Raw genomic sequence first — 25,299 nt, 5'->3', positions numbered from 1 at the left:
TTCATGCCTAAAGGCTCCTTGCTGGCGACTCGTCACGCCTGCCGCTATCAGCGGCAACGCGACGATGGATCCGTTACTACCCGGCTGTCATTCGAGAGTCGAAAGGCTTCGTCTAACGCTCGTCATCGAACTTTCTTCATCGAACTTTTTCGTCGAACAGCGCGAGCAAGTCATTCAAGAATAACAGGCCTTGCGGGGTCGCTTGCAGTCGCGCTGGCGACTCCCCCAACAGCCCCTTGCGGCGTGCCGCCTCCAACCGCGGCGTCAGTTCAGACAACGCTCGGCCGGTATGGTTTTGCCAATCGTCGGCATTCACGCCTTCGACCAGACGCAGCGCGTTCATCAGGAATTCCAGCGGCAATGCGCAGGCGTCCACCGGCTGACCACCGGCCACGAAGCCGCGGGGATCATTCAGACGACGCAGGTAGGCTTCGGGCTGGCGTGTCTTCCAGCGCCGCTCGACACGCCACTGCCCTGTCGAGTCGATGAACGAGAGCTTGCCATGGGCGCCGGCGCCGATACCGAGATAGTCGCCGAAGCGCCAGTAGTTGAGGTTATGTCGTGCCTGACGGTCGGGCCGGGCGTAGGCGGAAATTTCGTAGCGCGTCAGCCCCGCGGATTCGATCAGCGCATGGCCGGCGTCCTGGATATCCCATAGCCGTTCTTCATCGGGCAGCGCTGGCGGATGGGAGAAGAACTCGGTGTTCGGTTCCAGCGTCAGCTGATACCACGACAGATGCGTGGGCTCCAGGGCCAGGGCCTGTTCGATGTCCCCCAGCGCCGTCTCGAGCGTCTGCCCGGGCAAACCGTGCATCAGGTCCAGATTGACGTTGTCGAAACCAGCGTCACGGGCGCTGCGCATGGCGCGCACCGCCTCTTCGCCACTGTGGATCCGCCCCAGCGCCGCGAGCTGATCTGGCGCGAAGCTCTGCACGCCGATGGATAGCCGGTTGATACCGGCTCGGCGATAGCCCTCGAAGCGGGCCTGCTCCACCGTTCCCGGATTGGCTTCCAGGGTGATCTCGATGTCGGCGGCGAACGTCAGCCGCTGACGCAACCCGTCGAACAGACGTTGATACGCTGCGGCGGAAAACAGGCTCGGCGTGCCGCCGCCGATGAAAATGGAGACGATCTCCCGCCCCTGAACCGCCTCCAGATCATGGTCGAGATCGGCCAGCAACGCCTCGACATAGCGGGTTTCCGGCAGTTCGGCACCACGTCCCACACCGTGCGAGTTGAAATCGCAGTAGGGGCATTTGCGCACGCACCAGGGCACGTGGATGTACAGTGCCAGCGGCGGTAAAACCCTCATTGATTGAACTGCTCCATCAGCGTCTGCAGCGCACGTCCGCGGTGGCTCAAGCGATTTTTCTCGTCGCCGCTGAGCTCGGCCACGCTCATGCCGCATTCGGGAATCCAGAACAGCGGATCGTAACCGAAACCCCCGCTGCCGCGAGGATAGGCCAGGATGTCGCCTTTCCAGTCGCACTGGACGATCAGCGGCACCGGATCATCGGCATGACGCAGGTAAACCAGCACACACCAGTAACGCGCCGTGCGCTCGCCTTCAGCGACATCCTTGAGTGCGGCCAGCAGTTTGGCATTGTTGGCCTTATCTTGGGATTCGCCACCTTCGGCCACCCCGGCATAACGCGCCGAGTAGATACCCGGTGCGCCCGACAGCGCATCGACTGCCAGCCCCGAGTCATCGGCCAGCGCCGGTATCCCGCTGGCGCGTGAAGCGGCGCGGGCCTTGAGGATGGCGTTCTCGACGAAGGTCAGCCCTGTTTCTTCGACGCCACTCACGCCGAAATCCGACTGAGGTTGCACGTTCAGACCCAGCGGGCCCAGAAGCTGCTGAAATTCAGCCAGTTTTCCAGGATTGCCACTGGCAATGACCAGATTTTCGCTATCCACACTCATGACGGTTTCCTGACAAAAAGCCCATTCTACGGGCCACGGCGGTTGGAGCAAGCAACCCGCTTCGTGGCTCATGAAGTTGCCACTATCGACTGGGCTGAGAAAAGTCATTGCTTTGACTAATCAATATCCCTGCCAAAGATGCAAGGAAGCGTGCTTTTTCTCGCAAAGAAAACGATGTTCTTCAAATTTACATTGTAATGCTTCACGCAACGATCTGATAGGTAATGACTTTTTTAGAACATTATCGTTATCTTAATTGTTTCCAGTTTGTCACTTCGTAGAAAACTAGATGCAGTATATTTACAACGGATGGGTTTTATTCACATTATTGAGCTCCCAAAAACACGGGATGCGGTAGGCTTTTCAGCTAGGGGTTGCAACGAAAAAATTAAAACACTAATTAAAATCCTTCGAAGGGATCAGACCATGAACACCGAAAATACCGATATCGTACTTGTTACAGATTGTAACTCACAATCCGTCCTCTTTCTGGACTACATCCATCAGAAAACCGGGTGTCGAGTCTCTGCGCTCAGTCCTCAGGAGCGGTTTCCCCTGGCAGAGGGACGAAGAGCTCTCGTACTTCTGGATGGAGACCATGTTCAGGAAAAGGACCTGCTGGCCTGGAACACGCGGGCAGAAGAGAGTGACGCGATCATTCTCTCCGCGTTCAACGTTCGCGATAACAAGCAGGTCATGGAGCTGTTGATCGGCATCCATCTTCGCGGGGTCTTCTACCGCCAGGACAACCTGGAGCTGATCTGCAAAGGTATCGTCCAGTTGCTGGGGGGCGAGCTGTGGATATCCCGTCCGCTTTCCGCCATGTTGATCGACTTCTATCGTCGCCAGCAGGTCAATACCTATCGGCCGGTATGCGGCCTGACCCGACGTGAGCTTGAGATCGTCACGCTGCTGGTATCGGGCGCCAGCAATACCGAAATCGCGGAAAAGCTGTTCGTGAGCGAGCATACGGTCAAGTCGCATCTCTACAACCTGTTCCGCAAGATCAACGTCCACAACCGCATCCAGGCCACCAACTGGGCCCGCCAGAACCTGGGCACGATTCCGGTGATGGCCTCGCGCTACGCCAGCGGGCGTCGCTGAACGCCCCTGATCACCCGTACGTCGTCATCAGTCGTACCTGATTCCCCCGGAAAGCCATTGTCCAGCGGCTTTCCCGGGGATTTTTCAGTTCAGCCGCATGCGTTCCTGAATCAACGAGGCCAGCGTCAGGTTGGCGTCGGGCGCCGTCGTATCGAGGTGGACCAGATGGGTCGTCTCGTTGCTGGCAAATGACTCGAAGCGCTGCAACTGCTGCTCCAGAATCGAAAGACTCTTCTCCGACGATTCCCCGCTACGTCTGGCACGCTTGACGATACGCGCTCTGAGCGTGGCCTGATCGGCTTCGAAACTGACGATCAGAACCGGCAGCCCACGCTTTTCCGCCTCGAACCGAAGCCGTTTGCGCTGCTCCAGCAGCAGGCAGGTGGCATCGATACACGCCGGCAGCCCTGCTTCGAGTACCGTGCCCGTGAGTTCGGCAAGACGACGGTAGGTCTGGTCGGTGGCTTCCTCGCTGTAGACCTCGGCGGCATCGGCAGGTGCCGATGTGAAATCGAAAAGCCGCTTACGCTCGACATCGGAACGAATCCGCACGCCACCCAGACGCCGCACGATCTCCTCGGTGAAACGGCTTTTTCCGCTGCCGGAGACACCGACCGCCAGAATCAGGTAGGGGAAGCGAAACTCGCTGTACGCCTGCGCCATGGTCAGATAGCGACGGAACACGTCGATCGGCTCGCCCGCCGGCAGGTCGTCGATGATACCGGCATCGTGATCGCGCACCAGTTCGATCCGTGCCCGCAATAGCGCTCGGTGGCGCTTGTAGAAGTTGAGCAGGCGGACGACCTGATAATCCCCGGAGAGCTCGAGATAACGATTGAGCGCATAGTGCGCGAACTCAGTTTCGCCTCGCGCTTCCAGATCCATGATCAGGAAAGCGAGTTCGCAGGCAACGTCGCACCAGCGCAGGCGCTCGTTGAACTCGATTCCATTGAACAGAATCGCACGCCCTTCGAAGCGCACCGCGTTACCGAGATGGATATCGCCGTGGCTCGCGCGAATGAAACCGTTGCGCCGACGGGTCTCGAGAACCGGCTCGAGCCGAGCGAAACTCTCCAGGCTCAAGGTTTTGACCCGCTCGAGTTCGGCCAGATCCGCAGGCGATTCCAGCAACGACTCGATCAGTTCGAACTCCTCGACCAGCATCTGGCGAATATGCTCGGGAGAACCGTAGGGGCTATCGTCATCGACGCGATCGGCCGACTCATGCAGCGCGACGAGCTGATCAATCAGATCGTCGATCAACTCCGCCGACAGTTCGCCGCTGGCCTGTAACGAACTGAGCAGATGGCGGCTGCTGAACTGGCGCATCTTGACCGCGTATTCGATCGGCGCGCTGTCGTCGTTGACCCGCGGCGCCGTCTCGGACCCCGAGATCGCCACGCTGCCGATATAGAGCGTCGGCGCAACGCGACGATTCAGCGTGACTTCCTGCTCGCAAAGGCGACGCCGCTTCTCCAGCGTCGAAAAATCGAGGAAGCTGCCGTAGTCCAGCGGCTTCTTGATCTTGTAGGCGTACTCGCCCGTCGATACCACCCAGGAGATGGGGGTTTCGAACACCTCGACAGCGCCAATCGGGTGATCGAAACCGTCACCCTCCTTGAGCGCCTGTATCAGCGTTCGGCTCATGCGTCGTCTCCCTGTCAGTCGCGTTCGTGTCTTATAGCTGACGCATGGCGGCGAAGGCACGTTCGCTGGCCATCAAGGTCGTCTGAATATCGTCGTGGGTGTGCGCGCTCGACATGAAACCGGCTTCGAACGCGGACGGTGCCAGGTAGACACCGGATTCCAGCATCCGGGTGAAGAAATCACGAAACGCCTGGGCATCACAGGCCATGGTCTGGCCGAAGTTGTCGACCCGCTGCTGGGCGGTGAAGAAGAGCCCGAACATGCCCCCGGCGCGCTGGGTAATCAATTCGATACCGGCATCGCGGGCCCGCGCCTCGAGTCCTTCGCACAGCGTCTCGACGCGCGTGGAAAGGGCCTCGTGGAAACCCGGCTGGCGCACTTTCTCGAGCAGCGTGATGCCGGCGGCCATGGCCAGCGGATTGCCGGACAGCGTACCGGCCTGATAGACCGGCCCCAGCGGTGAAATCTGTTCCATGATGTCGCGTCTGCCGCCAAAGGCGCCCACCGGCATGCCGCCGCCGACGATCTTGCCCAGGCAGGTCAGGTCCGGGGTGACGCCGTAGTGCGCCTGAGCGCCGCCCAGTGCCACGCGAAAGCCGGTCATGACTTCGTCGAAGATCAGCACGCTGCCGTGACTGTTGCAGACCTCGCGCAGCGCCTCCAGAAAACCGGGCTGCGGCGGAATGCAGTTCATGTTGCCGGCCACGGGCTCGACGATGATGCAGGCGATCTGCTCGCCCATGGCTTCGAAGCACTCGTGCACCGCTTCGATGTCGTTATAGGCCAGCGTAATGGTATGTTCGGCGAGCGATGCCGGCACGCCGGGCGAACTGGGCTCGCCATGGGTCAGTGCGCCGGAACCCGCCTTGACCAGCAACGAATCCGAATGACCGTGATAGTTGCCCTCGAATTTGACGATCTTGTCGCGGCCGGTATAGCCCCGGGCCAGACGGATCGCCGACATCGTCGCCTCGGTGCCGGAATTGACCATCCGCACCATGTCGATGGAGGGAATGATCTCGCAGATCAGATCGGCCATGGTGGTCTCGATCGCCGTCGGCGTGCCGAAGGAGAGCCCACTATCCAGCCTTTCGCGGACCGCGTTCAACACCTCCGGATCGGCATGTCCGGTGATCATCGGGCCCCATGAGCCCACGTAATCGATATAACGCTTGCCTTCGACGTCGAACAGATAGGCGCCCTGGGCGCGTTCGACGAAGACCGGCGGCTGCGACATGCCCTTGAAGGCACGTACCGGAGAATTGACGCCGCCGGGAATGTGCCGGCAGGCGCGTTCGAACAGTTCGGCGGATGTCGTCATGGTGTTCTCTCCAGCAAAGTTCTACTGCCATCGATCGATGACAGGTTTTCCATCGATGGCGGAATTCGACAAAGCCACCTCGGCGAGACGGGCGTTGAGTTCGCGCACCGCTCGGCCGACGTCCGGCTGGCCGAAGATCGCATGGACAACCGCCAGCATCTCGGCGCCCGCCGCTCGGGCCTGGCCGGCGGTGTCGACATCGATCCCGCCGATCGCCACCCGGGGCAACCCGAGGGATTCGACCTCGGCAAGAATCGACAGCGGTGCCGATGCGGCCGCAGGCTTGGTGCGCGAGGCGAAAAAGCGCCCGAACGCCAGATAGCTGGCGCCGGCCTCGGCGGCCGCACGCGCCAGTGCCACCGAGTCGTGGCAGGTCGCGCCGATGATCGCGTCACGTCCCAGGCGCTCTCTGGCAGCAGCGACCGATACGTCCTCCTGCCCCAGGTGTAGCCCGACGATAGTGCCCCAACGTTGTTGCAGGCGTAGCGCCAGTTCGAGATCGTCGTTGACGACCAAGGGTACGCCATGGCGTTCGCAGAGTGCGGCCAGGGCGTCGCCCTGGCGTCGGCGACGATCGCCATCCGCGGACTTGTCGCGATATTGCAACAGTACGAGCCCCGCTTCCAGTGCCGATTCGCAGGCATCCAGCAGGGTTCTGTCATCCGGCAGCAATCGGCTATCGGTGATCGCGTAAAGCCCCTTGTTCATAAACCCGTGCATAACTTTTGAATAAACCTTGCATGAAGCCTGGTTCGACCCTCCCAGACAGCGCGTTCGGGACGGTCGAGACCGGCGGCATCGAGATCATCATTCCAGCGTGGCATCGAAGTCGGGCGCACGCCAGACCCGGTCAGGCAGATACTGGCCCTGCCCCAGCGCCAGGCCGTTATCCAGCGTATCCCAGGTGAAGCGTTGAGCCTGAGCGCAGGCTGCGGCCAATCCTTCCCCGGCGGCCAGACGGGTCGCCAGCGCCGAGGCCAGCGTACAGCCAGAGCCATGATAATGAGCGGGCAGCCGTGGCCATTGCCACTGCCGATTGAGTTCCGGCGTGTGCAGAGTATGCACCACATTGCCTGCGGCCGACTCGCCATCCAGCGGATCCGTGCCGGTCACCAGCACGGCCGCGCAGCCCAGCGACATTATCTCCACCACCCGGGCCACGTCGTCTCCGCCGATAGCAAAAGTCAGACGTGCCAGCTCGTGTCGATTGGGAGTCAAGATATCCACAAGGGGTAACAGCCGGCGACGAATCGGCTCGATCAAATCGACTGTGGATAACTCGGAGCCGTCACCGCCACGAATGACCGGATCGACGATCAACGGCGTACCGGGGCTCATACGGGCGACGTCGATCACCGCCTCCAGAACCTCGAGATTGGGGATCACGCCGACCTTGATGGCCGCGATACGAAAATCGTCGAACAGCGCGCGCGCCGCACGACGAATGTAATCTCCTCGACAGGGTTCGACGCTGATGACCTCGCGGGTCGATTGCACGGTCAGCGCGGTGGGTACGGTCACCGGCCAGCCGCCGCAGCCTCTCACGGCTTCGGCGTCCGCGACCAGTCCAGCGCCGCTACTGGGATCGTGGCCCGCCAGAATCATCACCACGGGCTTGTCGGCATGACGAATCATGGCGCCCACCCCGGAAGTTTCGTCGCCATTCGGGATCGGGTGGCGAGGTAGCCAGTCACTTTTCGCATGGTTGCTCTCCTCGTCGATCGCTGCGGTGTGTTCGTTGCGCTATCCAGTGTGGTAGGCAAGTGAGGTCGGCAGCCCGGTCAGCAACGGCACGGCTCGACCTCCGTGCGGACCGGGTTAGTGCCGGTGCTTTTACACAGGCGTCGGTGCTCACGAACAAGAGACGTCAGCGCTTACGTCGATAATAGTTCTCGATCGCCTCGCGAGTGATGATACCGGAAATCTTACGAATCATCGGCGCCGTGGTGTGCTCCACATAGAGCGCGTCGAGACCGGATTCGTTGAGCGTGTCATAGGCTTCGGACAGCGTCGCTTCCAGATGCACCGGCGCCAGATCGAGACGCTGGCCGGGAACTTCCTCGAGATCGATCTGGGCGTGTTCCGCGAGCCACGCCTCGTCATGCAGCACCCGCGCCAGGTGAGCGGCCTTCATCGCCAGCGGCGGCTTGTCCTTGTCGTCCTGGATGATCACCAGCCAGGTCGGTTTGGAATCGAGCAGCGCCTTGGCCCGGTCATGGTCGATGACCCGCGGCGTGCGCACCAGGTTGCGCTCCATCACCGCCGGTACCGCGACTCGCGACAGGGCCTGCATCAGCGGCTGCTGCAACGGGTGAAGCCCCTGCTGGGTCAGGCTGGAGAGGAAGAATCCCTGGCAGCGGCAGAGCTGGCGAGCGGTGAGCACCGCGACTACCACCGCCAGCATGCCCGGCAGCATGATCGCCGAGTTGCGGGTCAGTTCCAGCAGCGCCAGCAGGGCGGCCAACGGCGCCTGCAGCGCCGCACCCATCATCGCCGCCATGCCGAGTACCGCGTACAGATCCGGCGTCGTGACCACGCTCGGCAGCAGCGTCCCGCCGAGCATGCCCATCACCGCGCCCACGGCGGCGCCGGACACCAGCATCGGCCCGATCACGCCCACCGGCACGCCGCCGGCCATGCAGAGTCCGGTCAGCGCCAGCTTGACCACCGCCAGCACCAGCAGCACGTCCAGCGCCATCGGCCCGTTGAGCATCTGCTCCAGGCTGTCGTAGCCGATCCCCTGGACCTGGGGATACCACCAGGCGACGGCGCCTGTAAGCAGCCCGATGATCGCCAGACGCAGGGCAAAAGGCAGGCGGCTGATCGAAGGATGCCCCTGGGCCAAGCGCACGAAACCGCCGGCGAGCAGACCCACCACCAGCGCGGTCAGCACGATCCAGGGCAGATCCAGCAGCGAATTGAGCTGAAGTGGCGGTACGCTGAAGGCCGGCTCGGCCCCGTAGACCGCCCAGGAGACCAGCGCCCCCATGGTGGCGGCGAGGATCACCGGCATGAAGCCGGCGATGGTGTACTCCATCATCACCACTTCCATGGCAAAGATGACCCCGGCGATCGGGGTATTGAACGAGGCGGAAATCCCGGCCGCGGTGCCGCAAGCCACCAGTACCCGCAGGCTGTTGTGGGGCAGACGCAGACGCGAGCCGATCCAGCTCGACGCCGCCGAGCCGAGATGGATCGCCGGCCCTTCACGACCGGCCGAGAGTCCACCGATCACCGAGATCACCCCGACCCACCACTGATTGATCCAGTTGCGCAGCGGCATCTTGCCCTGATGATAGGCGAGACGCTCGATGACGTGGCCGATCCCCATCTTCAGCGCGCGACCGGGTTGCGGCCATAGCCACGCCCCGATCAGGGCAACGGCGACCAGCGGCAGACCGGCACGAAACAGCGGCGACAGGGTCTCGAACGCTTCCGGGTCGTCACCGGGGATGAAAAACAGCGCGCCGAATTCCAGTAGCAACCGGAAAACGACCATCACGGTTCCGGTCAGGATGCCGGCAAGAATGCCCAGCAGGCAGAGCTGCGGCATGGCATCGACGCTCGCCAGCTGGCGTCGAAATCGTTCGAGGCTGAGACGTCTGGGGATAAACCGCGGCACGCGTGGCAAAGCGTCCTCCTTGCCCGATCCAAAGCGCTCGTCCAGCCGGGCGATAGCCATGCAGCCCGATACCTGTGCGAGCCACCGGCGACACCGTCCAAGCGGTTGACGAGACAGACATCATACACCGATCCGTGACGGCCGCTGGCAGACTCGCGTCGGCCTCGCCAAGGCTAAAGTTGACCCTTTTACTCGGTATTACCGATAATGGACGTCAACGAGGCGGTTTTCACCGCCCATGCCATTTTCGCTAGACCGGCCACTTCGATCGACGGCCGGCACGCACGGGAGCGTGACAATGAGCACAGTGGAGTCTTTCGCTCCGACCCCGATGTTCTTCACCAATGCCGCCGCTACGCGGGTCAAGGCGTTGATTGCCGAAGAGAACAACTCAAGCCTCAAGCTGCGGGTCTATGTCACCGGCGGCGGCTGTTCGGGATTCCAGTACGGCTTCGATCTCGGCGACCAGACCGCCGAGGATGACACCGTGATCGACAACGACGGCGTCAGCCTGGTGGTGGATTCGCTCTCCTACCAGTATCTGGTCGGCTCGACGGTGGATTTCGAGGAAGGCTTGGCCGGGGCCCGTTTCATCATCAAGAACCCCAATGCCCAATCCACCTGTGGCTGCGGCGCCTCGTTCTCGGTCTAGGAACTGGGGCGGTAAACTAGGTTTTGAATCGAAAATTAGCCGAACGACGAGCAGACAAGGCAAAAACTGAGGAAATAGCGGAGTTTACGCGGTGAGTATTTTGACCGGGCAGGAGCTCCAGTCAGTTTTTAACGCAGTATGGTCGAGCACAGGCATTTTCGAGCAAAACCTAGGTCGACTTGACGTTCAGTAACAAGATTCCTCAAGGTAGTCGTCGATTGCCCTAATCGATAAAAACGTGAGGAAACCATGAAAAACAACACATCCCTGAGCTACTGGCTCACCATCCCCGCCCTCGCCCTGTCGCTGGGTGCCTCCAGCCTGGCCAATGCGCAGGACACCACGCTCAAGGCCGTCACCGACCCCAGCTTCGTCCCGTTCGAGATGATGGATCAGGACAGTGGCGAGATGGTCGGCTTCGATATGGACATCCTGCACGAGATCGCCGACCGCGCCGGCTTCAAGGTCGATCTCAATACCATGGATTTCAACGGCATCATCCCCGCGGTGCAGACCGGCAACGTCGATCTGGCGATCGCCGGCATCACCATCACCGACGAACGCCAGCAGATCGTCGATTTCAGCGACCCCTACTACGACTCCGGCCTGCGCATTCTGGTCTCCGACGACAGCGACGTGGGATCCCTCGACGATCTGGAAGGCAAGCGCATCGCGACCAAGATCGGCTCAACCAGCTATGACTACCTGCAGGAGAAGCTGGGCGACGATGCCGAGATCACGCCCTATCCGGGCAGCTCCGACATGTACATGGCACTGATGGGCGGCAGCGCGGACGCGGTTTTCTACGACGCGCCCAACGTCGGCTACTTCGCCCAGACCAAAGGCAAGGACAAGGTCAAGACCGTCGGCCCGCTGTATGAAGGCCAGCAGTACGGCATCGCCTTTGCCAAGGACAGCCAGTGGGTAGAGCCTGCCAACAAGGCGCTGAAGGCCATGCATGACGACGGCACCTACGACGAGATCCACAAGAAATGGTTCGGCGAAGCGGCTGACGCCAAATGACCGACCACGTCTGATCGAGGCCGGCGCTCTCGCGCCGGTCTCGATGTTTGCGGATACCGTGACTGTTCGTTCTTGAAGACGGCAGTTCAGGAAGACCTCATCGCATGGCGGTGAGGTCTTTTGCTCGCGTTGCCAACGGAGACACCCCGTGGAGTTCAACTTCCAGTTCGACTGGCAGGCGGCGATCGATTCGCTGCCTTTCCTGCTCAAGGGTCTGCCCTACACCCTGCTCATCTCTTTCGTCGGCCTGGCCATCGGCTTCGTGGTCGGCATCGTTTTCGGCCTGATGCGGATCGGGCCCACTCGCTGGCTGCGAATTCCCGCCGTGGTCTATATCGAGGTTTTCCGCGGCACGCCGGTGCTGGTCCAGGTGCTATTCATCTTCTACGGCCTGCCCACGCTGCTGGGTGGCCCGATCAACGCGCTGACGGCGGGCATCGCCGCTATCGCCCTCAACGCTGGCGCCTATATCTCGGAAATCGTCCGGGGCGGCGTGCAGTCGATCGAACGTGGCCAGCGCGAAGCCGGGCTGTCGCTGGGGCTGTCGCCGCCTCAGACCTTTCGCTACGTGATCTGGCCTCAGGCCCTGCGCCGGATGATTCCGGCACTCGGCAATCAGGGCATCGTCAGCATCAAGGACACCTCGCTGTTCTCGGTGATCGGGGTCGGCGAGCTGGTCCGCCAGGGCCAGGTCTACATCGCCAATACCTTCACCGCGCTGGAGGTCTACTTCATGATCGCCCTGCTCTACCTGGCGATTACCCTGAGTCTGTCATTGGCTCTGAGTCTGCTCGAACGCAAGGGGTTGGTGGGATGAACGATCGCGTAAGCAACCAGGACACCGCTCAGACGGCCGAGGCATCGCCGATCGTGCGTCTCGACAAGGTCAACAAGCACTTCGGTAGCCTGCACGTGATGCAGGAGATCGACCTCAGCGTGGCCCATGGCGAAGTCGTGGTCATCATCGGTGCCAGCGGCTCGGGGAAATCCACGCTGATTCGCTGCGTCAACGGACTCGAACCCTTCCAGTCCGGGCGCATCGAAGTCGATGGCAAGACCCTGATGCCCAACGGGGCCAGCGGCAAATCGCTGCAGGCCGTGCGCACCGAGGTCGGGATGGTGTTCCAGCAGTTCAATCTGTTTCCGCACCTGTCGATCCGCGACAACGTCACGTTGGCACCACGCAAGGTCCGTGGCTGGACGCGCCAGCAGGCCGATGCCACCGCCGACAAGCTGCTCGAGCGGGTCGGCATTTCCGATCAGGCCGACAAGTATCCGACTCAGCTTTCGGGCGGTCAGCAGCAGCGCGTGGCGCTCGCCCGGGCGCTCGCAATGGAACCTCGGCTGATGCTGTTCGACGAGCCGACCTCGGCGCTGGACCCGGAGATGATCGGCGAGGTTCTCGACGCCATGCGCGAGCTGGTGAACGACGGCATGACCATGATGATCGTCACCCACGAGATGGGCTTTGCCCGGGAAGTCGCCGATCGTGTGGTGTTCGTGCACGAAGGCCGGATCGTCGAACAGGGACCGCCCAATCAACTCTTCGACCAGCCGCAGCATGAGCGCACTCAGGCGTTTCTGGCGCGGGTGCTCAAGCACTAGTCGATAACCGGGTTGTGCGCGGCTTGAGGGCTCCCTTCAAGCCGCTTGCACGCTATCTGCTGCCCGGTGGATAGGCTCTCCTGTCGAGTGCCGCGGAGACCTATTTCCAGACCGAGTCACGCTCGCTGTCTGCGCCGCTGCGCTCCTTGCCTCACTTCTCGCTCCCTTGTCCCCGCCACTTTTCTTCAGCGCTGTTTCCTATCGTTTTTGCTCATCGATTTCCCCCATTGATTTCCCCCAGCGTTTTTTCCCATGTTGATCGCCCTTCCGTTTCATTGGCGGCTGTTTCGGACTCGAACCATTGCCGTTCGAATCGCCGTCTTTCCTGCGGCTGTCTGACTCGTCGTTCTCCATCGATTTTGCCGATTCTGACCCGTCCGGCCGAACCCACGACGTTCATTCCCGCTTGTCGGCATCAAAAAATCCGCTCGGAAAGGTCGAAATTTGTCGTTTCAGGTTATCCAGATCGGCTTTTTTCGCCTGTGGATAGTTTTTTTGCCGATCTTGCTGCAGCCCCGACTCACGCGACGCTAGCGAATGATCGAGGGGGTGTTGACCACCGCGGTAACAGATAACGTATGCAGCGGTGGATAACAGGTGTGCAGTCCGGGCTGTGCACAAACAAGGCTTCTGTCCACAGGAATCAACACCTCTGTCAGCAGCATGCCCCATGCTTGTCAAGCAATCGAATAACAATGCAAGTTCTCGTAATATATAGAGTATTTCCACTTATCCACTGAAAATGTCCACACCATTAGTTACTACCACAACAGAACTTCTTTATATATTTCTCATTAATTAATAATGACTCTGTGAGTTAGCGACTCACCGTCGAATCGGGTGTGGAAAACCCCTGACGGTTACCCACAGGAGGTTTATACTGGGCGGCTTTCGTGGCCAACCGTTCTCGGCCACCATGAAAAGCGTCGCTGCGACGGCGCTGAACCTCGTCTTGGCGAGGTTTCGAGATCCATTTGCTGTCGGTGCCGATTCGATGCGTTCGCATCAGCACCTCGTGAGGTAAACCGTGGAGTATCCCGACCGTTTTCAGGTCATCGTGATCGGCGGTGGCCATGCCGGCACCGAAGCCGCACTCGCTGCGGCTCGCAGTGGTGTCCGTACCCTGCTGCTGACGCACAACATCGAGACGCTGGGCCAGATGTCCTGCAACCCCGCCATTGGCGGGATCGGCAAGAGCCATCTGGTCAAGGAGATCGACGCCCTGGGCGGCGCCATGGCGCAGGCCACCGACCTGGCCGGCATCCAGTTTCGCGTTCTCAATTCCCGCAAGGGACCGGCAGTGCGAGCGACACGGGCTCAGGCCGATCGAGTCCGTTACAAGGCCGCCATCCGTGGAATGCTGGAAAACCAGCCCAATCTGACCCTGTTCCAGCAGGGCGTCGACGATCTGATCGTCGACAACGACAGCGTCGTCGGTGTCACGACCCAGACCGGCATTCGCTTCATGGCGGATACCGTGGTTTTGTGTACCGGAACCTTCCTGGGTGGCGTGATCCACATCGGTCTGGATCATCATGCCGGCGGCAGAGCCGGAGACCCGCCGGCCAATGCGCTGGCTCAGCGGCTGCGAGCCCTGCCATTCCGGGTCGATCGGCTGAAGACCGGTACCCCGCCGCGGATCGATGCCAAGAGCGTCGATTTTTCCAAACTCGAGCGTCAGCCGGGCGACACGCCGTTGCCGGTGATGTCGTATCTGGGCAGCCGCGATCAGCATCCGCGTCAGGTCGATTGCCATATCGGCCACACCAACGAACGCACCCACGAGATCATCTTCGCCAATCTCGACCGCTCGCCGATGTATTCCGGGGTGATCGAGGGCGTCGGGCCGCGTTACTGCCCGTCGATCGAGGACAAGGTTCATCGCTTCGCCGACAAGACCAGCCATCAGGTCTTCGTCGAACCCGAAGGGCTGGATACCCACGAGCTCTATCCCAACGGCATTTCCACGTCGCTGCCGTTCGATGTCCAGCTGCAGGTCGTGCGCTCGATCGTCGGAATGGAAAATGCCCATATCACGCGGCCCGGCTACGCCATCGAATACGACTTCTTCGATCCGCGCGATCTCAAGCACTCGCTGGAAACCAAATTTATCCACAACCTGTTCTTCGCCGGTCAGATCAACGGCACCACGGGTTACGAGGAAGCTGGCGCTCAGGGACTGCTGGCCGGCATCAATGCCGCCAGACGTGTCCGGGGCGAATCGGCCTGGTGGCCACGCCGCGACGAGGCCTATCTGGGCGTGCTGGTCGACGACCTGATCACCATGGGCACGCAGGAGCCCTACCGCATGTTCACCTCGCGTGCCGAATATCGCCTGCTGCTGCGCGAGGACAACGCTGACCTGCGACTCACCGCCATCGGCCGCGATCTGGGGCTGGTCGACGATCATCGCTGGTCGGCGTTCGAGACCAAGCGCGAGAAGATCGAGCAGGAGAGCGCACGACTGCGTTCGACCTGGATCCAGCCGAAGACCGAGGCCGGCGAGTGTGTGGCCGAAAAGCTCGGTCAGCCGCTGTCGCATGAGTACAGCCTGATGGAGCTGCTCAAGCGTCCCGAGCTCACCTACGCCGACGTGGCGTCGCTCAAGGGCGAGCCCGTCAGCGAGGAGCCGGTCGCCGAGCAGGTCCAGATCGAGGCCAAGTACGAGGGTTACATCGCGCGTCAGCAGGACGAGATCGATCGTCTGCGGCGCCATGAAGCCACCCCGCTGCCGGAATCGCTGGATTACGCCAGGGTCGAAGGACTCTCCACCGAGATTCGCCAGAAATTCGAGCAGGTCCGACCGGAGACGCTGGGCCAGGCCGGCCGCATCTCCGGGGTCACGCCGGCCGCCGTCTCGATTCTGCTGATCCACCTCAAAAAGCGTCGTCTGATCGACGACAGCCGGGCATTGAGCGCATGACGCCAGTTTGTGAACGTCTGCTGGATGACGGTCTGGCGGCGCTGAACGTCGAAATCGAGAGGCCGCAGCGGCAACGATTGCTGTCGCTGCTCGCGCTGTTGCACAAGTGGAATCGCGCCTATAACCTCACCGCAGTGCGCTCGCCCGAGGCGATGGTCAGCCGCCATCTGCTGGACAGCGTCAGCGTGGCCTTTGCCGTGCGCGGACCCACCCTGCTGGACGTAGGGTCGGGACCGGGGTTCCCGGGTCTGGTGCTGGCGATCCTGAATCCCGAACTTCAGGTCACGCTGGTGGACAGCAACGGCAAAAAAGTCCGCTTTCAGCGCCAGGCAGTAATGGAGCTCGGGCTCGACAACGTCAGCTGCGAGCAGGTTCGGGTCGAATCTTTCGATGCGACCTTCGACCAGATCATCTCGCGTGCTTTCGCGGCGCTAGGCGATTTCGTCACGCTGACCGAGCCGCTGCTGGCCGAAGGCGGTGAATGGCTGGCAATGAAAGGGGGGCTCGAATCGCGTGAACTCGAATCGCTGCCTGCCCATGTCGCCATCCACCAACGGCTGGCGTTGACGGTACCCGGTGTCGATGATGCCGAACGCCAGCTGCTCCGCCTCGGTCGAATCGATGAGGCGGGCCGACGCTCGTAACGGCGTCAACGGGCCGTTTTGTTATGAAACGGCGGTGTCGTTCATGCCGTGCCGGATACACGCTAGCGGATCGCTCGCGATCCACAGGATCAGCCTCGACGAAGGGAGTCGCCAGTGACCAGAATCATTGCCTTGACCAATCAGAAAGGCGGGGTGGGAAAGACCACCACCGCGGTCAATCTGGCGGCTTGCCTAGCGGCACTCGATCGCCGCGTGTTGCTGATCGATCTCGATCCGCAGGGCCATGCCACCATGGGCAGCGGCGTCGACAAGCATGATCTCGACGGCAGCGTGCTCGACGTGCTGCTCGGCGACAAGAACGCCGCCGAGGTGATCGTCGACTGCGCCGTGGCCGGTTACGCGCTGTTGCCGGGCAACGGTGATCTGACCGCCGCCGAGGTCGATCTGCTCGATCGCGACGGTCGCGAACGGGTGCTGCAGAGTGCCATCGAGAGCGTCGCTGCGGATTACGACGTGGTGATGATCGACTGCCCGCCCTCGCTCAACATGCTGACGGTCAACGCCTTGACCGCTGCCCATGGCGTGCTGATTCCGGTTCAGTGCGAATTCTATGCGCTTGAAGGTCTCTCGGCGCTGCTCGACACCGTCGAGCAGATCCAGGAAAGCGTGAACCCCACCCTCGAGATATTCGGCATCGTGCGGACCATGTATGACCCGCGCAACAGCTTGACCCGAGACGTCAGCAAGCAGCTCGGCCAGTATTTCGGCGACTCCCTGCTCAAGACCACCATCCCGCGAAACGTCCGCGTGGCCGAAGCGCCCAGTCATGGCGTGCCGGTCACCAAGTACGCGCGCCTTTCGCGTGGCAGCCAGGCCCATCGTGTTCTGGCCAAGGAACTGATTCGGCGGTTGGCGCTGTAATGACGATGACTGCTGCGAGGAACACCCCATGACGACGCGCAAACGCCCGCTGGGCCGCGGCCTCGATGCCCTGATCGGCTCCAGTGCCCGTCGCCGCGATAGCCTGTCGCAGGAAGCCGACGCGAATACCCCGGCGCCAGCGCAGGTCTCGCCCGAATCACAAGGGATCGGCGAGCGTCTGGAGCGCCTGCCGTTGCGCCAGCTGACCCGCGGCAAATATCAGCCGCGACGCGATATCCAGCCCGAAGCGCTGGAGGAACTGGCCGATTCGATCCGGGCCCAGGGCGTGATGCAGCCGATCGTGGTGCGACAAATTGGCGCAGAGCGCTACGAGATCATTGCCGGCGAAAGGCGCTGGCGGGCATCGCAGCTGGCCGAGGTCGAAACCATCCCCGCGGTCATTCGCGAGGTCAGCGACGAGGTCGCACTCGCCCTGGCGCTGATCGAGAATATCCAGCGTGAAAACCTCAATCCGGTCGAGGAGTCGATGGCGCTGAAACGCCTGCTCGACGAGTTCGAACTGACCCAGCAGCAGGTTGCCGATGCGGTAGGGCGCTCGCGGGCTCAGGTTGCCAATCTGCTGCGTCTACTGGCCCTCGATCCGCAGGTGCTGACGCTGCTGGAACGCGGCGATCTGGACATGGGGCACGCCCGTGCCCTGCTCAGCCTGCCGGCCGCCAAGCAGCGCCACGCGGCGCATGAGGTGGTGGCGCGCGAGCTCACCGTGCGCCAGACCGAAGCACTGGTCAAGCAGATCGCCAGCGGCCAGAAGAAGGCCGAAGACAAGCGCCCCCCGGCCGATGTCGGACGGCTCGAGAATCGTCTCGGCGACCTGCTGGGCGCGCCGGTCAAGATTCATCACAATTCGTCCGGCAAAGGACGTGTCACGATTCGTTACACTAGCCTCGACGAACTGGATGGCATACTCGAGCATATCCGCTGATCGGTCTGACTCGTCGGCAGACGAAGCACGGACGCATCGACAAAAGTATTTAGCGCGTTAACGGGATTTGCGCACTTTTCGCGATCTTTTGCTCAGCAAGATGCCTCAGATCGGTGCAGGTTCGGTTGAAGCGGCATGATCGCTTCTCTATAATCCGCCGGAATTCGTCAGACTGACGCCGCAGGTAGGCATCGAACGTCGCAGCAGCGAATTCATCCCAGGAATCAACGGCGAGACCGAAGCCATGCAACCAGCGGCACCGGCCAAGCTTGCAAGACCGCGAATCGCGGGGTTGATCCTGTTACAGTGCGGCGTGGTGATGGGGTTGGCCCTCATCGGCTGGGGTGTCTGGGGTCGCGGAACGGCATTTTCCGCCTTGACCGGTGGTCTCGTCGCTGCCATTCCCAACGCCTTCTTTGCCTGGTGTGCCTTTCGTTATCAGGGCCCGGCACTGGCAAGAAACATCGTCAAAAGCTTCTATCAAGCCGAGGCCGGCAAGTTCGGTTTGACGGCGGTACTGTTCACGCTGGCGTTCGTGGCCGTGCCCCCCTCAAACCCCGCTTTCTTCTTTGGCGCTTATGTAGTGACACTGCTGGTGCATTGGCTGGGCCCATGGCTGCTGCGCCGACCGTCACACATTCAATCTCGAGGCTGAACCATGGCTGGCAACAACATGACGAGTACGGAGTACATCCAGCACCACTTGCAGAACATGACCTATGGTCTGCATCCGGAGAACGGCTGGTCGATGGCTCACTCCGCCGCCGATGCCAAGGCGATGGGATTCTGGGCCATCCACGTCGATACCATGTTGTGGTCGATCGGCCTCGGGGTGCTGTTTCTGTGGCTGTTCCGCTCGGTGGCCAAGCGCGTCTCCACCGGTGTTCCCACCGGTCTGCAGAACTTCGTCGAGATGATAGTCGAATTCGTCGATGGCTCGGTACGCGAGACGTTCCATGGCAAGAGCCGATTGATCGCTCCGCTGTCGCTGACGATTTTCTGCTGGATTTTCCTGATGAACATCATGGACCTGGTGCCGGTGGATTTTCTGCCGATGCTGGCGCAGAAAATCGGCAGCTGGTTCGGTGCCGATCCGTCGCATGTCTATTTCAAGGTCGTCCCGACCACCGACATCAATGCCACGCTCGGCATGTCGCTGTCGGTCTTCGCACTCATCATCTTCTATTCCATTCGCTCCAAGGGACTGTCGGGTTTTATCGCCGAGTTGACGTTGCACCCCTTCAATACGTCCAATATTTTTGCCCAGATCCTGTTGATTCCGGTCAATTTACTGCTTGAACTCGTGACCTTGTTGGCCAAACCGGTTTCGCTGGCGTTACGACTGTTCGGTAACCTCTACGCCGGCGAACTGATCTTTATCCTGATAGCGATGGTCGGACTGTGGCAGCTGCCGCTGCACTTCCCGTGGGCCGTGTTCCACATCCTGATCATCACGCTGCAGGCCTTCATCTTCATGATGCTCACCATCGTCTATCTGAGCATGGCGACGGAAGAGCAGCATTGAGTAGCGTTCCCGTTAACCCCTGACCCCTGAAACTCAACTGAGCAAGACTCGACTGAGCAAGACTCGACTGAAAACTGGAGACAACCATGGAAGCACAAGTTCTGGGCATGACCGCGATTGCCGTTTCTCTGTTGATCGGCCTGGGTGCCCTCGGCACCGCGATCGGCTTCGGTATCCTCGGCGGCAAGTTTCTGGAAGGCGCCGCGCGCCAGCCGGAAATGATCCCGCAGCTGCAGGTCAAGATGTTCATCGTTGCGGGCCTGCTTGACGCCGTGACCATGATCGGCGTCGGTATCGCCCTGTTCTTCACCTTCGCCAATCCGTTTGTCGGTTAACGGCGCCGTTCGTGGCCCACGAGGCCTCCGGTGACCCTTAATCCCAAACCCGTGACGCGAGAGGTGCTGGCGTGAATCTGAACCTTACACTGATTGGTCAGGCCATAGCCTTTGCCGTCTTCGTCTGGTTCTGCATGAAGTATGTATGGCCGCCGGTCATGCAGGCCCTGCAGGAACGACAGAAGAAGATTGCCGATGGTCTGGATGCAGCCAGCCGTGCGACCCGTGATCTCGAACTGGCTCAGGAAAAAGCCGAAGAGACACTGCGGGAGAGCAAGGAGCAGGCGCAACAGATCCTCGAACAGGCCAACAAGCGATCCAATCAGATCGTCGAAGAAGCTCGCGAGACTGCGCGGGCCGAAGGCGAGCGCATCATTGCAGGCGCTCGCAGCGAAATCGATCAGGAGATCAATCGCGCGAAGGAAGAGCTGCGTGCCCAGGTATCGCTGCTGGCTGTGGCCGGCGCCGAGCGCATCCTGGAGTCCTCCATCGACGAAGCCAAGCATCGTGAGCTCGTCGACAAGCTCGCTGCCGAGCTCTAAGGAGGCGCACCATGGCTGAATCGTCTACCGTCGCTCGACCCTACGCCAAGGCGGCGTTCGAGTTCGCGCGCGATCAAAAGGCGCTCCAAGCGTGGTCCCAGAGTCTGTCACTGGTCGCCCAGGTGGCCGCTGACTCCGATGTCCGTGCACGCATTCTCGCCAACCCGCGGCTGACGGCCGACGACAAGACGCGTCTGCTGCTGGAAGTCTGCGGTGACGAACCCTTCGACGAGGGCGTGGGTAATTTCCTGCACCTCGTCGGCGAAAAGGGGCGTCTGGCTGCGTTGCCCGACATTTTCGAAGAGTTCGAGGCGCTGCGCGCCCGGCAAGAAAAGCGGGTCGATGTCACCATCGTCTCCGCCTTCGAGCTGGATGACGCGCAGCAGAACGTACTCGTCGAGGCTCTGAAGAAGCGCCTGAATCGTGAAATCTCCATTACCACTCAGGTGGACCGCGAGCTGCTAGGCGGCGTGATCCTGCGTACCGGAGACACCGTCATCGACGGTTCCGTGCGCGGTCGATTGCAACGTCTGCGCGAAGCGCTCACCGCTTGAGTTCGAGGGACATGGCATGCAGCAACTGAATCCTTCCGAGATCAGCGACATCATCAAACAGCGTATCGATAAGCTGGATGTCGCCTCCGAGGCCCGTAATCAGGGCACCGTCGTCAGCGTCGCTGACGGCATCGTTCGCATCCACGGCCTGGCCGACGCGATGCTGGGCGAAATGATCGAATTCCCCGGTGGCGTCTTCGGCATGGCGCTCAACCTCGAGCGCGACAGCGTCGGCGCCGTGGTGCTGGGCGACTACCTGGAACTCGAAGAGGGCATGACCGCGCAGTGTACCGGTCGTATCCTCGAGGTTCCGGTCGGCCCGGAGCTGATCGGCCGCGTGGTCGATGCGCTGGGTAACCCGGTCGATGGCAAGGGTGACATCGACACCAAGATGACCGATGCGATCGAGAAGGTCGCGCCCGGCGTCATCACCCGTCAGTCCGTCGACCAGCCGGTCCAGACCGGTCTCAAGTCGATCGATGCGATGGTGCCGATCGGTCGTGGCCAGCGTGAGCTGATCATCGGCGACCGCCAGATCGGTAAATCCGCGGTGGCGATCGATGCGATCATCAACCAGAAAGGTACGGGCATCACCTGTATCTACGTGGCGATCGGCCAGAAGCAGTCGACCATCGCCAACGTGGTGCGCAAGCTCGAACAGCACGGTGCCATGGAGCACACCATCGTGGTCGCCGCCGGCGCCGCCGATCCGGCTTCCATGCAGTATCTGGCACCGTACGCCGGCTGCACCATGGGCGAATACTTCCGTGACCGTGGCGAAGACGCGCTGATCGTCTATGACGATCTCTCCAAGCAGGCTGTCGCCTACCGTCAGATCTCGCTGCTGCTGCGTCGTCCGCCGGGTCGTGAAGCCTATCCGGGTGACGTGTTCTATCTCCACTCGCGTCTGCTCGAGCGTGCCGCGCGCGTCAACACCGATTACGTCGAGAAGTTCACCAACGGTGAAGTGAAAGGCAAGACCGGTTCGCTGACCGCACTGCCGATCATCGAGACCCAGGGCGGCGACGTCTCCGCGTTCGTTCCGACCAACGTGATCTCGATCACCGACGGTCAGATCTTTCTCGAGACGGGGTTGTTCAACTCCGGTATCCGTCCGGCGATCAACGCCGGTCTATCGGTATCGCGTGTTGGCGGCTCGGCCCAGACCAAGATCATCAAGAAACTGGGTGGCGGTGTCCGTCTGGCCCTTGCGCAGTATCGCGAGCTGGCGGCGTTCTCGCAGTTCGCTTCCGATCTCGACGAAGCGACCCGCAAGCAGCTCGAGCACGGTCAGCGTGTCACCGAACTGATGAAGCAGAAGCAGTACTCGCCACTGTCGGTGGCCGAGATGGGGGTGACGCTGTACGCCGCCAACGAAGGCTTCCTGGACGACGTCGCGGTCGACAAGGTGCTGGATTTCGAACGTGCGCTGCACGATTACATGAAGTCCGAGCATGCCGACCTGCTCGACAAGATCAACCAGAGCGGCGGCTACGACGACGAGATCCAGAAAGGTCTCAAGTCGGGTCTCGAGTCGTTCAAGTCCACTCAGACCTGGTAGGTGGCGCGACCCGCTCCATCGTGATGCGATGGCAGCGGGTCGTCTCGCCCGACTGAGCGGCATGAATCAGGGTGATCCGAGATGGCAGCTGGAAAAGAGATCAAATCCCAGATTGGGAGCATCAAGAACACGCAGAAAATCACCAGCGCCATGGAAATGGTCGCTGCGTCGAAAATGCGTCGGGCTCAGGAGCGCATGGCGGCCAGTCAGCCCTATGCGAAACTGATCCGCCGGGTGGTCGGCCACGTTGCCAAGGCCAACCCGGAATACCGTCACGACTATATGGTCGAGCGTGAGGTCAAGCGCGTCGGCTATATCGTCGTTTCCAGTGACCGCGGGCTCGCCGGCGGCTTGAACGTCAACATGTTCAAGGCGGTGGTCAAGCACGCGCGCGACTGGGACCAGAAGGGCGTCGGTGCCGACTTCGCGGCCATCGGCAGCAAGGCCGGCGGCTTCTTTCGCAAGCGCGGCGGCAATCTGCTGGCGGCGAAGAAAGGCCTCGGCGATGCGCCGGAAGCCCAGGATCTGGTCGGTAGCGTCAAGGTGATGCTCGATGCCTTCGATGAAGGCAGTCTGGATCGGCTCTACGTGGTGTACAACGAATTCGTCAACACCATGAGCCAGAAACCCGTCGTGCGTCAGCTGCTGCCCCTCGAGGCAGTCGAGGACGAAAGCGAAGGGGATGAACAACCCGGTCCCGGTGATACGCAGAAAAGCTGGGACTACCTGTATGAGCCGGATGCCAAGACCCTGCTCGATCATCTGCTGGTTCGCTACGTCGAATCCCAGGTGTATCAGGCCGTGGTGGAGAACGCGGCTTGTGAGCAGGCCGCGCGCATGATCGCGATGAAGAACGCGACCGACAATGCCGGCGATCTGATTGACGATCTTCAACTGGTGTACAACAAGGCGCGTCAGGCGGCCATTACCCAGGAAATTTCGGAAATCGTCGGTGGTGCCGCGGCGGTATGACGACAGCGCCGCCCGCGTGGCGGCGGTCTCGAATACGGCTTGGCTAGGCGTCGCATGAATGAAGTCACTTCGCGGCGCCCTACAGGTTTCATTTGCAGGTTTACGAGGAACCACTATGAGCGGACGTATCGTACAAATCATAGGCGCGGTGGTTGACGTAGAATTCCCGCGGGACGACGTGCCCAAGGTCTACGACGCGCTGACGGTCTCGGGCAGAGAGGCCGTTCTCGAAGTACAGCAGCAGCTGGGTGACGGCGTGGTTCGCGCCATCGTCATGGGCTCCAGTGAAGGCCTTCAGCGTGGCATCGAGGTCGTGAATACCGGTGCCGCGATCTCCGTGCCGGTGGGCACGCAGACGCTGGGCCGGATCATGAACGTGCTGGGTCAGCCGATCGACGATGCCGGCGACATTGGTGACGATGCCGTGCGCATGCCGATCCACCGTCAGGCGCCCGGCTACGCGGATCAGGCCGCTTCCAGCGATCTGCTGGAGACCGGCATCAAGGTCATCGATCTGGTCTGCCCGTTCGCCAAGGGCGGCAAGGTCGGTCTGTTCGGCGGTGCCGGTGTCGGCAAGACCGTCAACATGATGGAACTGATCCGTAACATCGCCACCGAGCACAGCGGCTATTCCGTGTTCGCCGGTGTCGGCGAGCGTACTCGTGAAGGTAACGACTTCTATCACGAGATGAAGGAATCCAACGTTCTCGACAAGGTCGCGCTGGTCTACGGCCAGATGAACGAGCCCCCGGGCAACCGTCTGCGCGTCGCGCTGACCGGCCTGACCATCGCCGAGAACTTCCGTGACGAAGGTCGCGACGTGCTGCTGTTCGTCGACAACATCTACCGCTACACGCTGGCCGGTACCGAAGTGTCGGCGCTGCTGGGTCGTATGCCGTCGGCAGTAGGCTATCAGCCGACGCTGGCGGAAGAGATGGGCGCCCTGCAGGAGCGCATCACCTCGACCAAGACCGGCTCGATCACTTCCGTCCAGGCCGTCTACGTGCCCGCGGATGACTTGACCGACCCGTCTCCGGCGACCACCTTCGCTCACCTCGATTCGACCGTGACGCTGTCGCGCTCGATCGCCGAGCTGGGTATCTATCCGGCCGTCGATCCGCTCGACTCCACCTCGCGTCAGCTCGATCCGCTGGTCGTCGGCGAAGAGCACTACAATATCGCTCGCGGCGTGCAGAACGTGCTGCAGCGCTACAAGGAGCTCAAGGACATCATCGCCATCCTGGGGATGGACGAGCTGTCCGACGAGGACAAGCTGGCCGTGGCACGAGCGCGTAAGATTCAGCGCTTCCTGTCGCAGCCGTTCTTCGTCGCCGAGATCTTCACCGGCGCGCCCGGCAAGTATGTATCGCTGCAGGAAACCATCCGTGGCTTCCAGGGCATTCTCAACGGCGATTACGACGATATGCCGGAGCAGGCCTTCTACATGGTCGGCACCATCGACGAAGCCGTCGAGAAAGCCAAGAGCATGAAGTAAGCCTGCAGACTCCCGGGAGATATCGC

At 61.4% G+C, this 25,299-nt stretch carries 24 protein-coding genes; 17 read left to right on the top strand and 7 right to left on the bottom strand.

The genetic code is table 11. The features are described 5' to 3' along the window. Positions 1–136: 136 nt before the first annotated feature. Positions 137–1,312 carry a radical SAM family heme chaperone HemW gene (hemW, locus tag ACUN9V_RS10705; RefSeq protein WP_445511368.1) on the bottom strand — a complete coding sequence of 392 codons (1,176 nt, stop codon included), beginning with the start codon at positions 1,310–1,312 and terminating at the stop codon, positions 137–139. Further along, positions 1,309–1,923: an RdgB/HAM1 family non-canonical purine NTP pyrophosphatase gene (gene rdgB, locus ACUN9V_RS10700; protein ID WP_445511367.1), complete on the bottom strand. Its 615-nt coding sequence runs from the start codon at positions 1,921–1,923 to the stop codon at positions 1,309–1,311. The genes hemW and rdgB overlap by 4 nt, the downstream gene beginning before the upstream one ends. Before the next feature lie 426 nt (positions 1,924–2,349). Here rdgB and ACUN9V_RS10695 point away from each other — a divergent pair, with 426 nt between their 5' ends. Further along, the gene (locus ACUN9V_RS10695; RefSeq protein WP_075561456.1) at positions 2,350–3,027 is read left to right on the top strand and encodes a LuxR C-terminal-related transcriptional regulator; all 678 of its coding nucleotides are present in this window, start codon (positions 2,350–2,352) and stop codon (positions 3,025–3,027) included. 84 nt (positions 3,028–3,111) lie between these two features. On the opposite strand, the gene ACUN9V_RS10690 is transcribed toward ACUN9V_RS10695, so the two are convergent. From ACUN9V_RS10690 to ACUN9V_RS10670, 5 genes are all read right to left on the bottom strand, one after another. Next, positions 3,112–4,674, bottom strand: a complete 1,563-nt coding sequence (locus ACUN9V_RS10690; RefSeq protein WP_110693562.1) for a bifunctional aminoglycoside phosphotransferase/ATP-binding protein — start codon at positions 4,672–4,674, stop codon at positions 3,112–3,114. 31 nt (positions 4,675–4,705) lie between these two features. Beyond that, positions 4,706–5,995 carry a glutamate-1-semialdehyde 2,1-aminomutase gene (gene hemL, locus ACUN9V_RS10685; protein WP_075561458.1) on the bottom strand — a complete coding sequence of 430 codons (1,290 nt, stop codon included), beginning with the start codon at positions 5,993–5,995 and terminating at the stop codon, positions 4,706–4,708. Positions 5,996–6,016: 21 nt separating this feature from the next. Continuing rightward, a complete protein-coding gene (gene thiE / locus ACUN9V_RS10680; protein WP_439285309.1) occupies positions 6,017–6,715 on the bottom strand; it encodes a thiamine phosphate synthase in 699 nt (232 codons plus the stop codon). Between the two features lie 87 nt (positions 6,716–6,802). Next, a complete protein-coding gene (gene thiD / locus ACUN9V_RS10675; RefSeq protein ID WP_439285575.1) occupies positions 6,803–7,627 on the bottom strand; it encodes a bifunctional hydroxymethylpyrimidine kinase/phosphomethylpyrimidine kinase in 825 nt (274 codons plus the stop codon). A gap of 235 nt (positions 7,628–7,862) precedes the next feature. Then, the gene (locus ACUN9V_RS10670) at positions 7,863–9,677 is read right to left on the bottom strand and encodes a chloride channel protein (protein ID WP_445511366.1); all 1,815 of its coding nucleotides are present in this window, start codon (positions 9,675–9,677) and stop codon (positions 7,863–7,865) included. Positions 9,678–9,915: 238 nt separating this feature from the next. On the opposite strand from ACUN9V_RS10670, the gene erpA reads away from it, so the two are divergent. From erpA to atpD, 16 genes are all read left to right on the top strand, one after another. Beyond that, the gene (gene erpA, locus ACUN9V_RS10665) at positions 9,916–10,269 is read left to right on the top strand and encodes an iron-sulfur cluster insertion protein ErpA (RefSeq protein ID WP_075561460.1); all 354 of its coding nucleotides are present in this window, start codon (positions 9,916–9,918) and stop codon (positions 10,267–10,269) included. Between the two features lie 249 nt (positions 10,270–10,518). Then, positions 10,519–11,292, top strand: coding sequence for a transporter substrate-binding domain-containing protein (locus tag ACUN9V_RS10660; RefSeq protein WP_445511365.1), 774 nt, complete (start codon positions 10,519–10,521; stop codon positions 11,290–11,292). Between the two features lie 148 nt (positions 11,293–11,440). Further along, the gene (locus ACUN9V_RS10655) at positions 11,441–12,109 is read left to right on the top strand and encodes an amino acid ABC transporter permease (RefSeq protein WP_075561462.1); all 669 of its coding nucleotides are present in this window, start codon (positions 11,441–11,443) and stop codon (positions 12,107–12,109) included. After that, a complete protein-coding gene (locus tag ACUN9V_RS10650) occupies positions 12,106–12,897 on the top strand; it encodes an amino acid ABC transporter ATP-binding protein (RefSeq protein WP_075561463.1) in 792 nt (263 codons plus the stop codon). Before ACUN9V_RS10655 ends, ACUN9V_RS10650 begins: the two co-directional genes overlap by 4 nt. A 1,027-nt stretch (positions 12,898–13,924) precedes the next feature. Next, positions 13,925–15,820, top strand: coding sequence for a tRNA uridine-5-carboxymethylaminomethyl(34) synthesis enzyme MnmG (mnmG, locus tag ACUN9V_RS10645; RefSeq protein ID WP_445511364.1), 1,896 nt, complete (start codon positions 13,925–13,927; stop codon positions 15,818–15,820). Further along, positions 15,817–16,464 (top strand): 16S rRNA (guanine(527)-N(7))-methyltransferase RsmG, encoded by a 648-nt coding sequence (gene rsmG, locus ACUN9V_RS10640; RefSeq protein WP_445511363.1) that lies wholly within the window; start codon positions 15,817–15,819, stop codon positions 16,462–16,464. Before mnmG ends, rsmG begins: the two co-directional genes overlap by 4 nt. A gap of 114 nt (positions 16,465–16,578) precedes the next feature. After that, the gene (locus tag ACUN9V_RS10635) at positions 16,579–17,346 is read left to right on the top strand and encodes a ParA family protein (protein WP_445511362.1); all 768 of its coding nucleotides are present in this window, start codon (positions 16,579–16,581) and stop codon (positions 17,344–17,346) included. Between the two features lie 28 nt (positions 17,347–17,374). After that, entirely contained in the window at positions 17,375–18,289 is a 915-nt protein-coding gene (locus ACUN9V_RS10630; protein ID WP_110693554.1) for a ParB/RepB/Spo0J family partition protein, read from the top strand. A 244-nt stretch (positions 18,290–18,533) separates the two neighbouring features. Then, the gene (locus tag ACUN9V_RS10625; protein ID WP_445511361.1) at positions 18,534–18,944 is read left to right on the top strand and encodes an ATP synthase subunit I; all 411 of its coding nucleotides are present in this window, start codon (positions 18,534–18,536) and stop codon (positions 18,942–18,944) included. Between the two features lie 3 nt (positions 18,945–18,947). Then, positions 18,948–19,814 (top strand): F0F1 ATP synthase subunit A, encoded by an 867-nt coding sequence (gene atpB / locus ACUN9V_RS10620; RefSeq protein WP_445511360.1) that lies wholly within the window; start codon positions 18,948–18,950, stop codon positions 19,812–19,814. Between the two features lie 86 nt (positions 19,815–19,900). Continuing rightward, a complete protein-coding gene (gene atpE, locus ACUN9V_RS10615; protein ID WP_011508579.1) occupies positions 19,901–20,149 on the top strand; it encodes a F0F1 ATP synthase subunit C in 249 nt (82 codons plus the stop codon). Positions 20,150–20,220: 71 nt separating this feature from the next. Next, complete coding sequence (locus ACUN9V_RS10610) at positions 20,221–20,691, top strand: F0F1 ATP synthase subunit B (RefSeq protein ID WP_075561470.1); 471 nt, start codon at positions 20,221–20,223, stop codon at positions 20,689–20,691. Positions 20,692–20,702: 11 nt separating this feature from the next. Next, positions 20,703–21,245 carry a F0F1 ATP synthase subunit delta gene (locus ACUN9V_RS10605; protein WP_075561471.1) on the top strand — a complete coding sequence of 181 codons (543 nt, stop codon included), beginning with the start codon at positions 20,703–20,705 and terminating at the stop codon, positions 21,243–21,245. A gap of 16 nt (positions 21,246–21,261) precedes the next feature. Next, positions 21,262–22,806, top strand: a complete 1,545-nt coding sequence (gene atpA, locus ACUN9V_RS10600; protein ID WP_075561472.1) for a F0F1 ATP synthase subunit alpha — start codon at positions 21,262–21,264, stop codon at positions 22,804–22,806. Between the two features lie 81 nt (positions 22,807–22,887). After that, positions 22,888–23,778, top strand: a complete 891-nt coding sequence (atpG, locus tag ACUN9V_RS10595) for a F0F1 ATP synthase subunit gamma (RefSeq protein WP_075561473.1) — start codon at positions 22,888–22,890, stop codon at positions 23,776–23,778. Between the two features lie 115 nt (positions 23,779–23,893). Continuing rightward, the gene (atpD, locus tag ACUN9V_RS10590) at positions 23,894–25,273 is read left to right on the top strand and encodes a F0F1 ATP synthase subunit beta (protein WP_075561474.1); all 1,380 of its coding nucleotides are present in this window, start codon (positions 23,894–23,896) and stop codon (positions 25,271–25,273) included. Positions 25,274–25,299 lie beyond the last annotated feature (26 nt).

It is taken from the genome of Salinicola sp. V024, assembly GCF_052645315.1.
This window is presented reverse-complemented; position numbering and strand designations above follow the sequence as displayed.

What these genes read in the sequence shown, in the direction of transcription:
- hemW (WP_445511368.1), bottom strand. Translation starts at nt 1,312, where the DNA reads ATGAGGGTTTTACCGCCGCTGGCACTGTACATCCACGTGCCCTGGTGC.
- rdgB (WP_445511367.1), bottom strand. Translation starts at nt 1,923, where the DNA reads ATGAGTGTGGATAGCGAAAATCTGGTCATTGCCAGTGGCAATCCTGGA.
- ACUN9V_RS10695 (WP_075561456.1), top strand. Translation starts at nt 2,350, where the DNA reads ATGAACACCGAAAATACCGATATCGTACTTGTTACAGATTGTAACTCA.
- ACUN9V_RS10690 (WP_110693562.1), bottom strand. Translation starts at nt 4,674, where the DNA reads ATGAGCCGAACGCTGATACAGGCGCTCAAGGAGGGTGACGGTTTCGAT.
- hemL (WP_075561458.1), bottom strand. Translation starts at nt 5,995, where the DNA reads ATGACGACATCCGCCGAACTGTTCGAACGCGCCTGCCGGCACATTCCC.
- thiE (WP_439285309.1), bottom strand. Translation starts at nt 6,715, where the DNA reads ATGCACGGGTTTATGAACAAGGGGCTTTACGCGATCACCGATAGCCGA.
- ACUN9V_RS10670 (WP_445511366.1), bottom strand. Translation starts at nt 9,677, where the DNA reads ATGGCTATCGCCCGGCTGGACGAGCGCTTTGGATCGGGCAAGGAGGAC.
- erpA (WP_075561460.1), top strand. Translation starts at nt 9,916, where the DNA reads ATGAGCACAGTGGAGTCTTTCGCTCCGACCCCGATGTTCTTCACCAAT.
- ACUN9V_RS10660 (WP_445511365.1), top strand. Translation starts at nt 10,519, where the DNA reads ATGAAAAACAACACATCCCTGAGCTACTGGCTCACCATCCCCGCCCTC.
- ACUN9V_RS10650 (WP_075561463.1), top strand. Translation starts at nt 12,106, where the DNA reads ATGAACGATCGCGTAAGCAACCAGGACACCGCTCAGACGGCCGAGGCA.
- rsmG (WP_445511363.1), top strand. Translation starts at nt 15,817, where the DNA reads ATGACGCCAGTTTGTGAACGTCTGCTGGATGACGGTCTGGCGGCGCTG.
- ACUN9V_RS10630 (WP_110693554.1), top strand. Translation starts at nt 17,375, where the DNA reads ATGACGACGCGCAAACGCCCGCTGGGCCGCGGCCTCGATGCCCTGATC.
- ACUN9V_RS10625 (WP_445511361.1), top strand. Translation starts at nt 18,534, where the DNA reads ATGCAACCAGCGGCACCGGCCAAGCTTGCAAGACCGCGAATCGCGGGG.
- atpB (WP_445511360.1), top strand. Translation starts at nt 18,948, where the DNA reads ATGGCTGGCAACAACATGACGAGTACGGAGTACATCCAGCACCACTTG.
- atpE (WP_011508579.1), top strand. Translation starts at nt 19,901, where the DNA reads ATGGAAGCACAAGTTCTGGGCATGACCGCGATTGCCGTTTCTCTGTTG.
- ACUN9V_RS10605 (WP_075561471.1), top strand. Translation starts at nt 20,703, where the DNA reads ATGGCTGAATCGTCTACCGTCGCTCGACCCTACGCCAAGGCGGCGTTC.
- atpA (WP_075561472.1), top strand. Translation starts at nt 21,262, where the DNA reads ATGCAGCAACTGAATCCTTCCGAGATCAGCGACATCATCAAACAGCGT.
- atpG (WP_075561473.1), top strand. Translation starts at nt 22,888, where the DNA reads ATGGCAGCTGGAAAAGAGATCAAATCCCAGATTGGGAGCATCAAGAAC.
- atpD (WP_075561474.1), top strand. Translation starts at nt 23,894, where the DNA reads ATGAGCGGACGTATCGTACAAATCATAGGCGCGGTGGTTGACGTAGAA.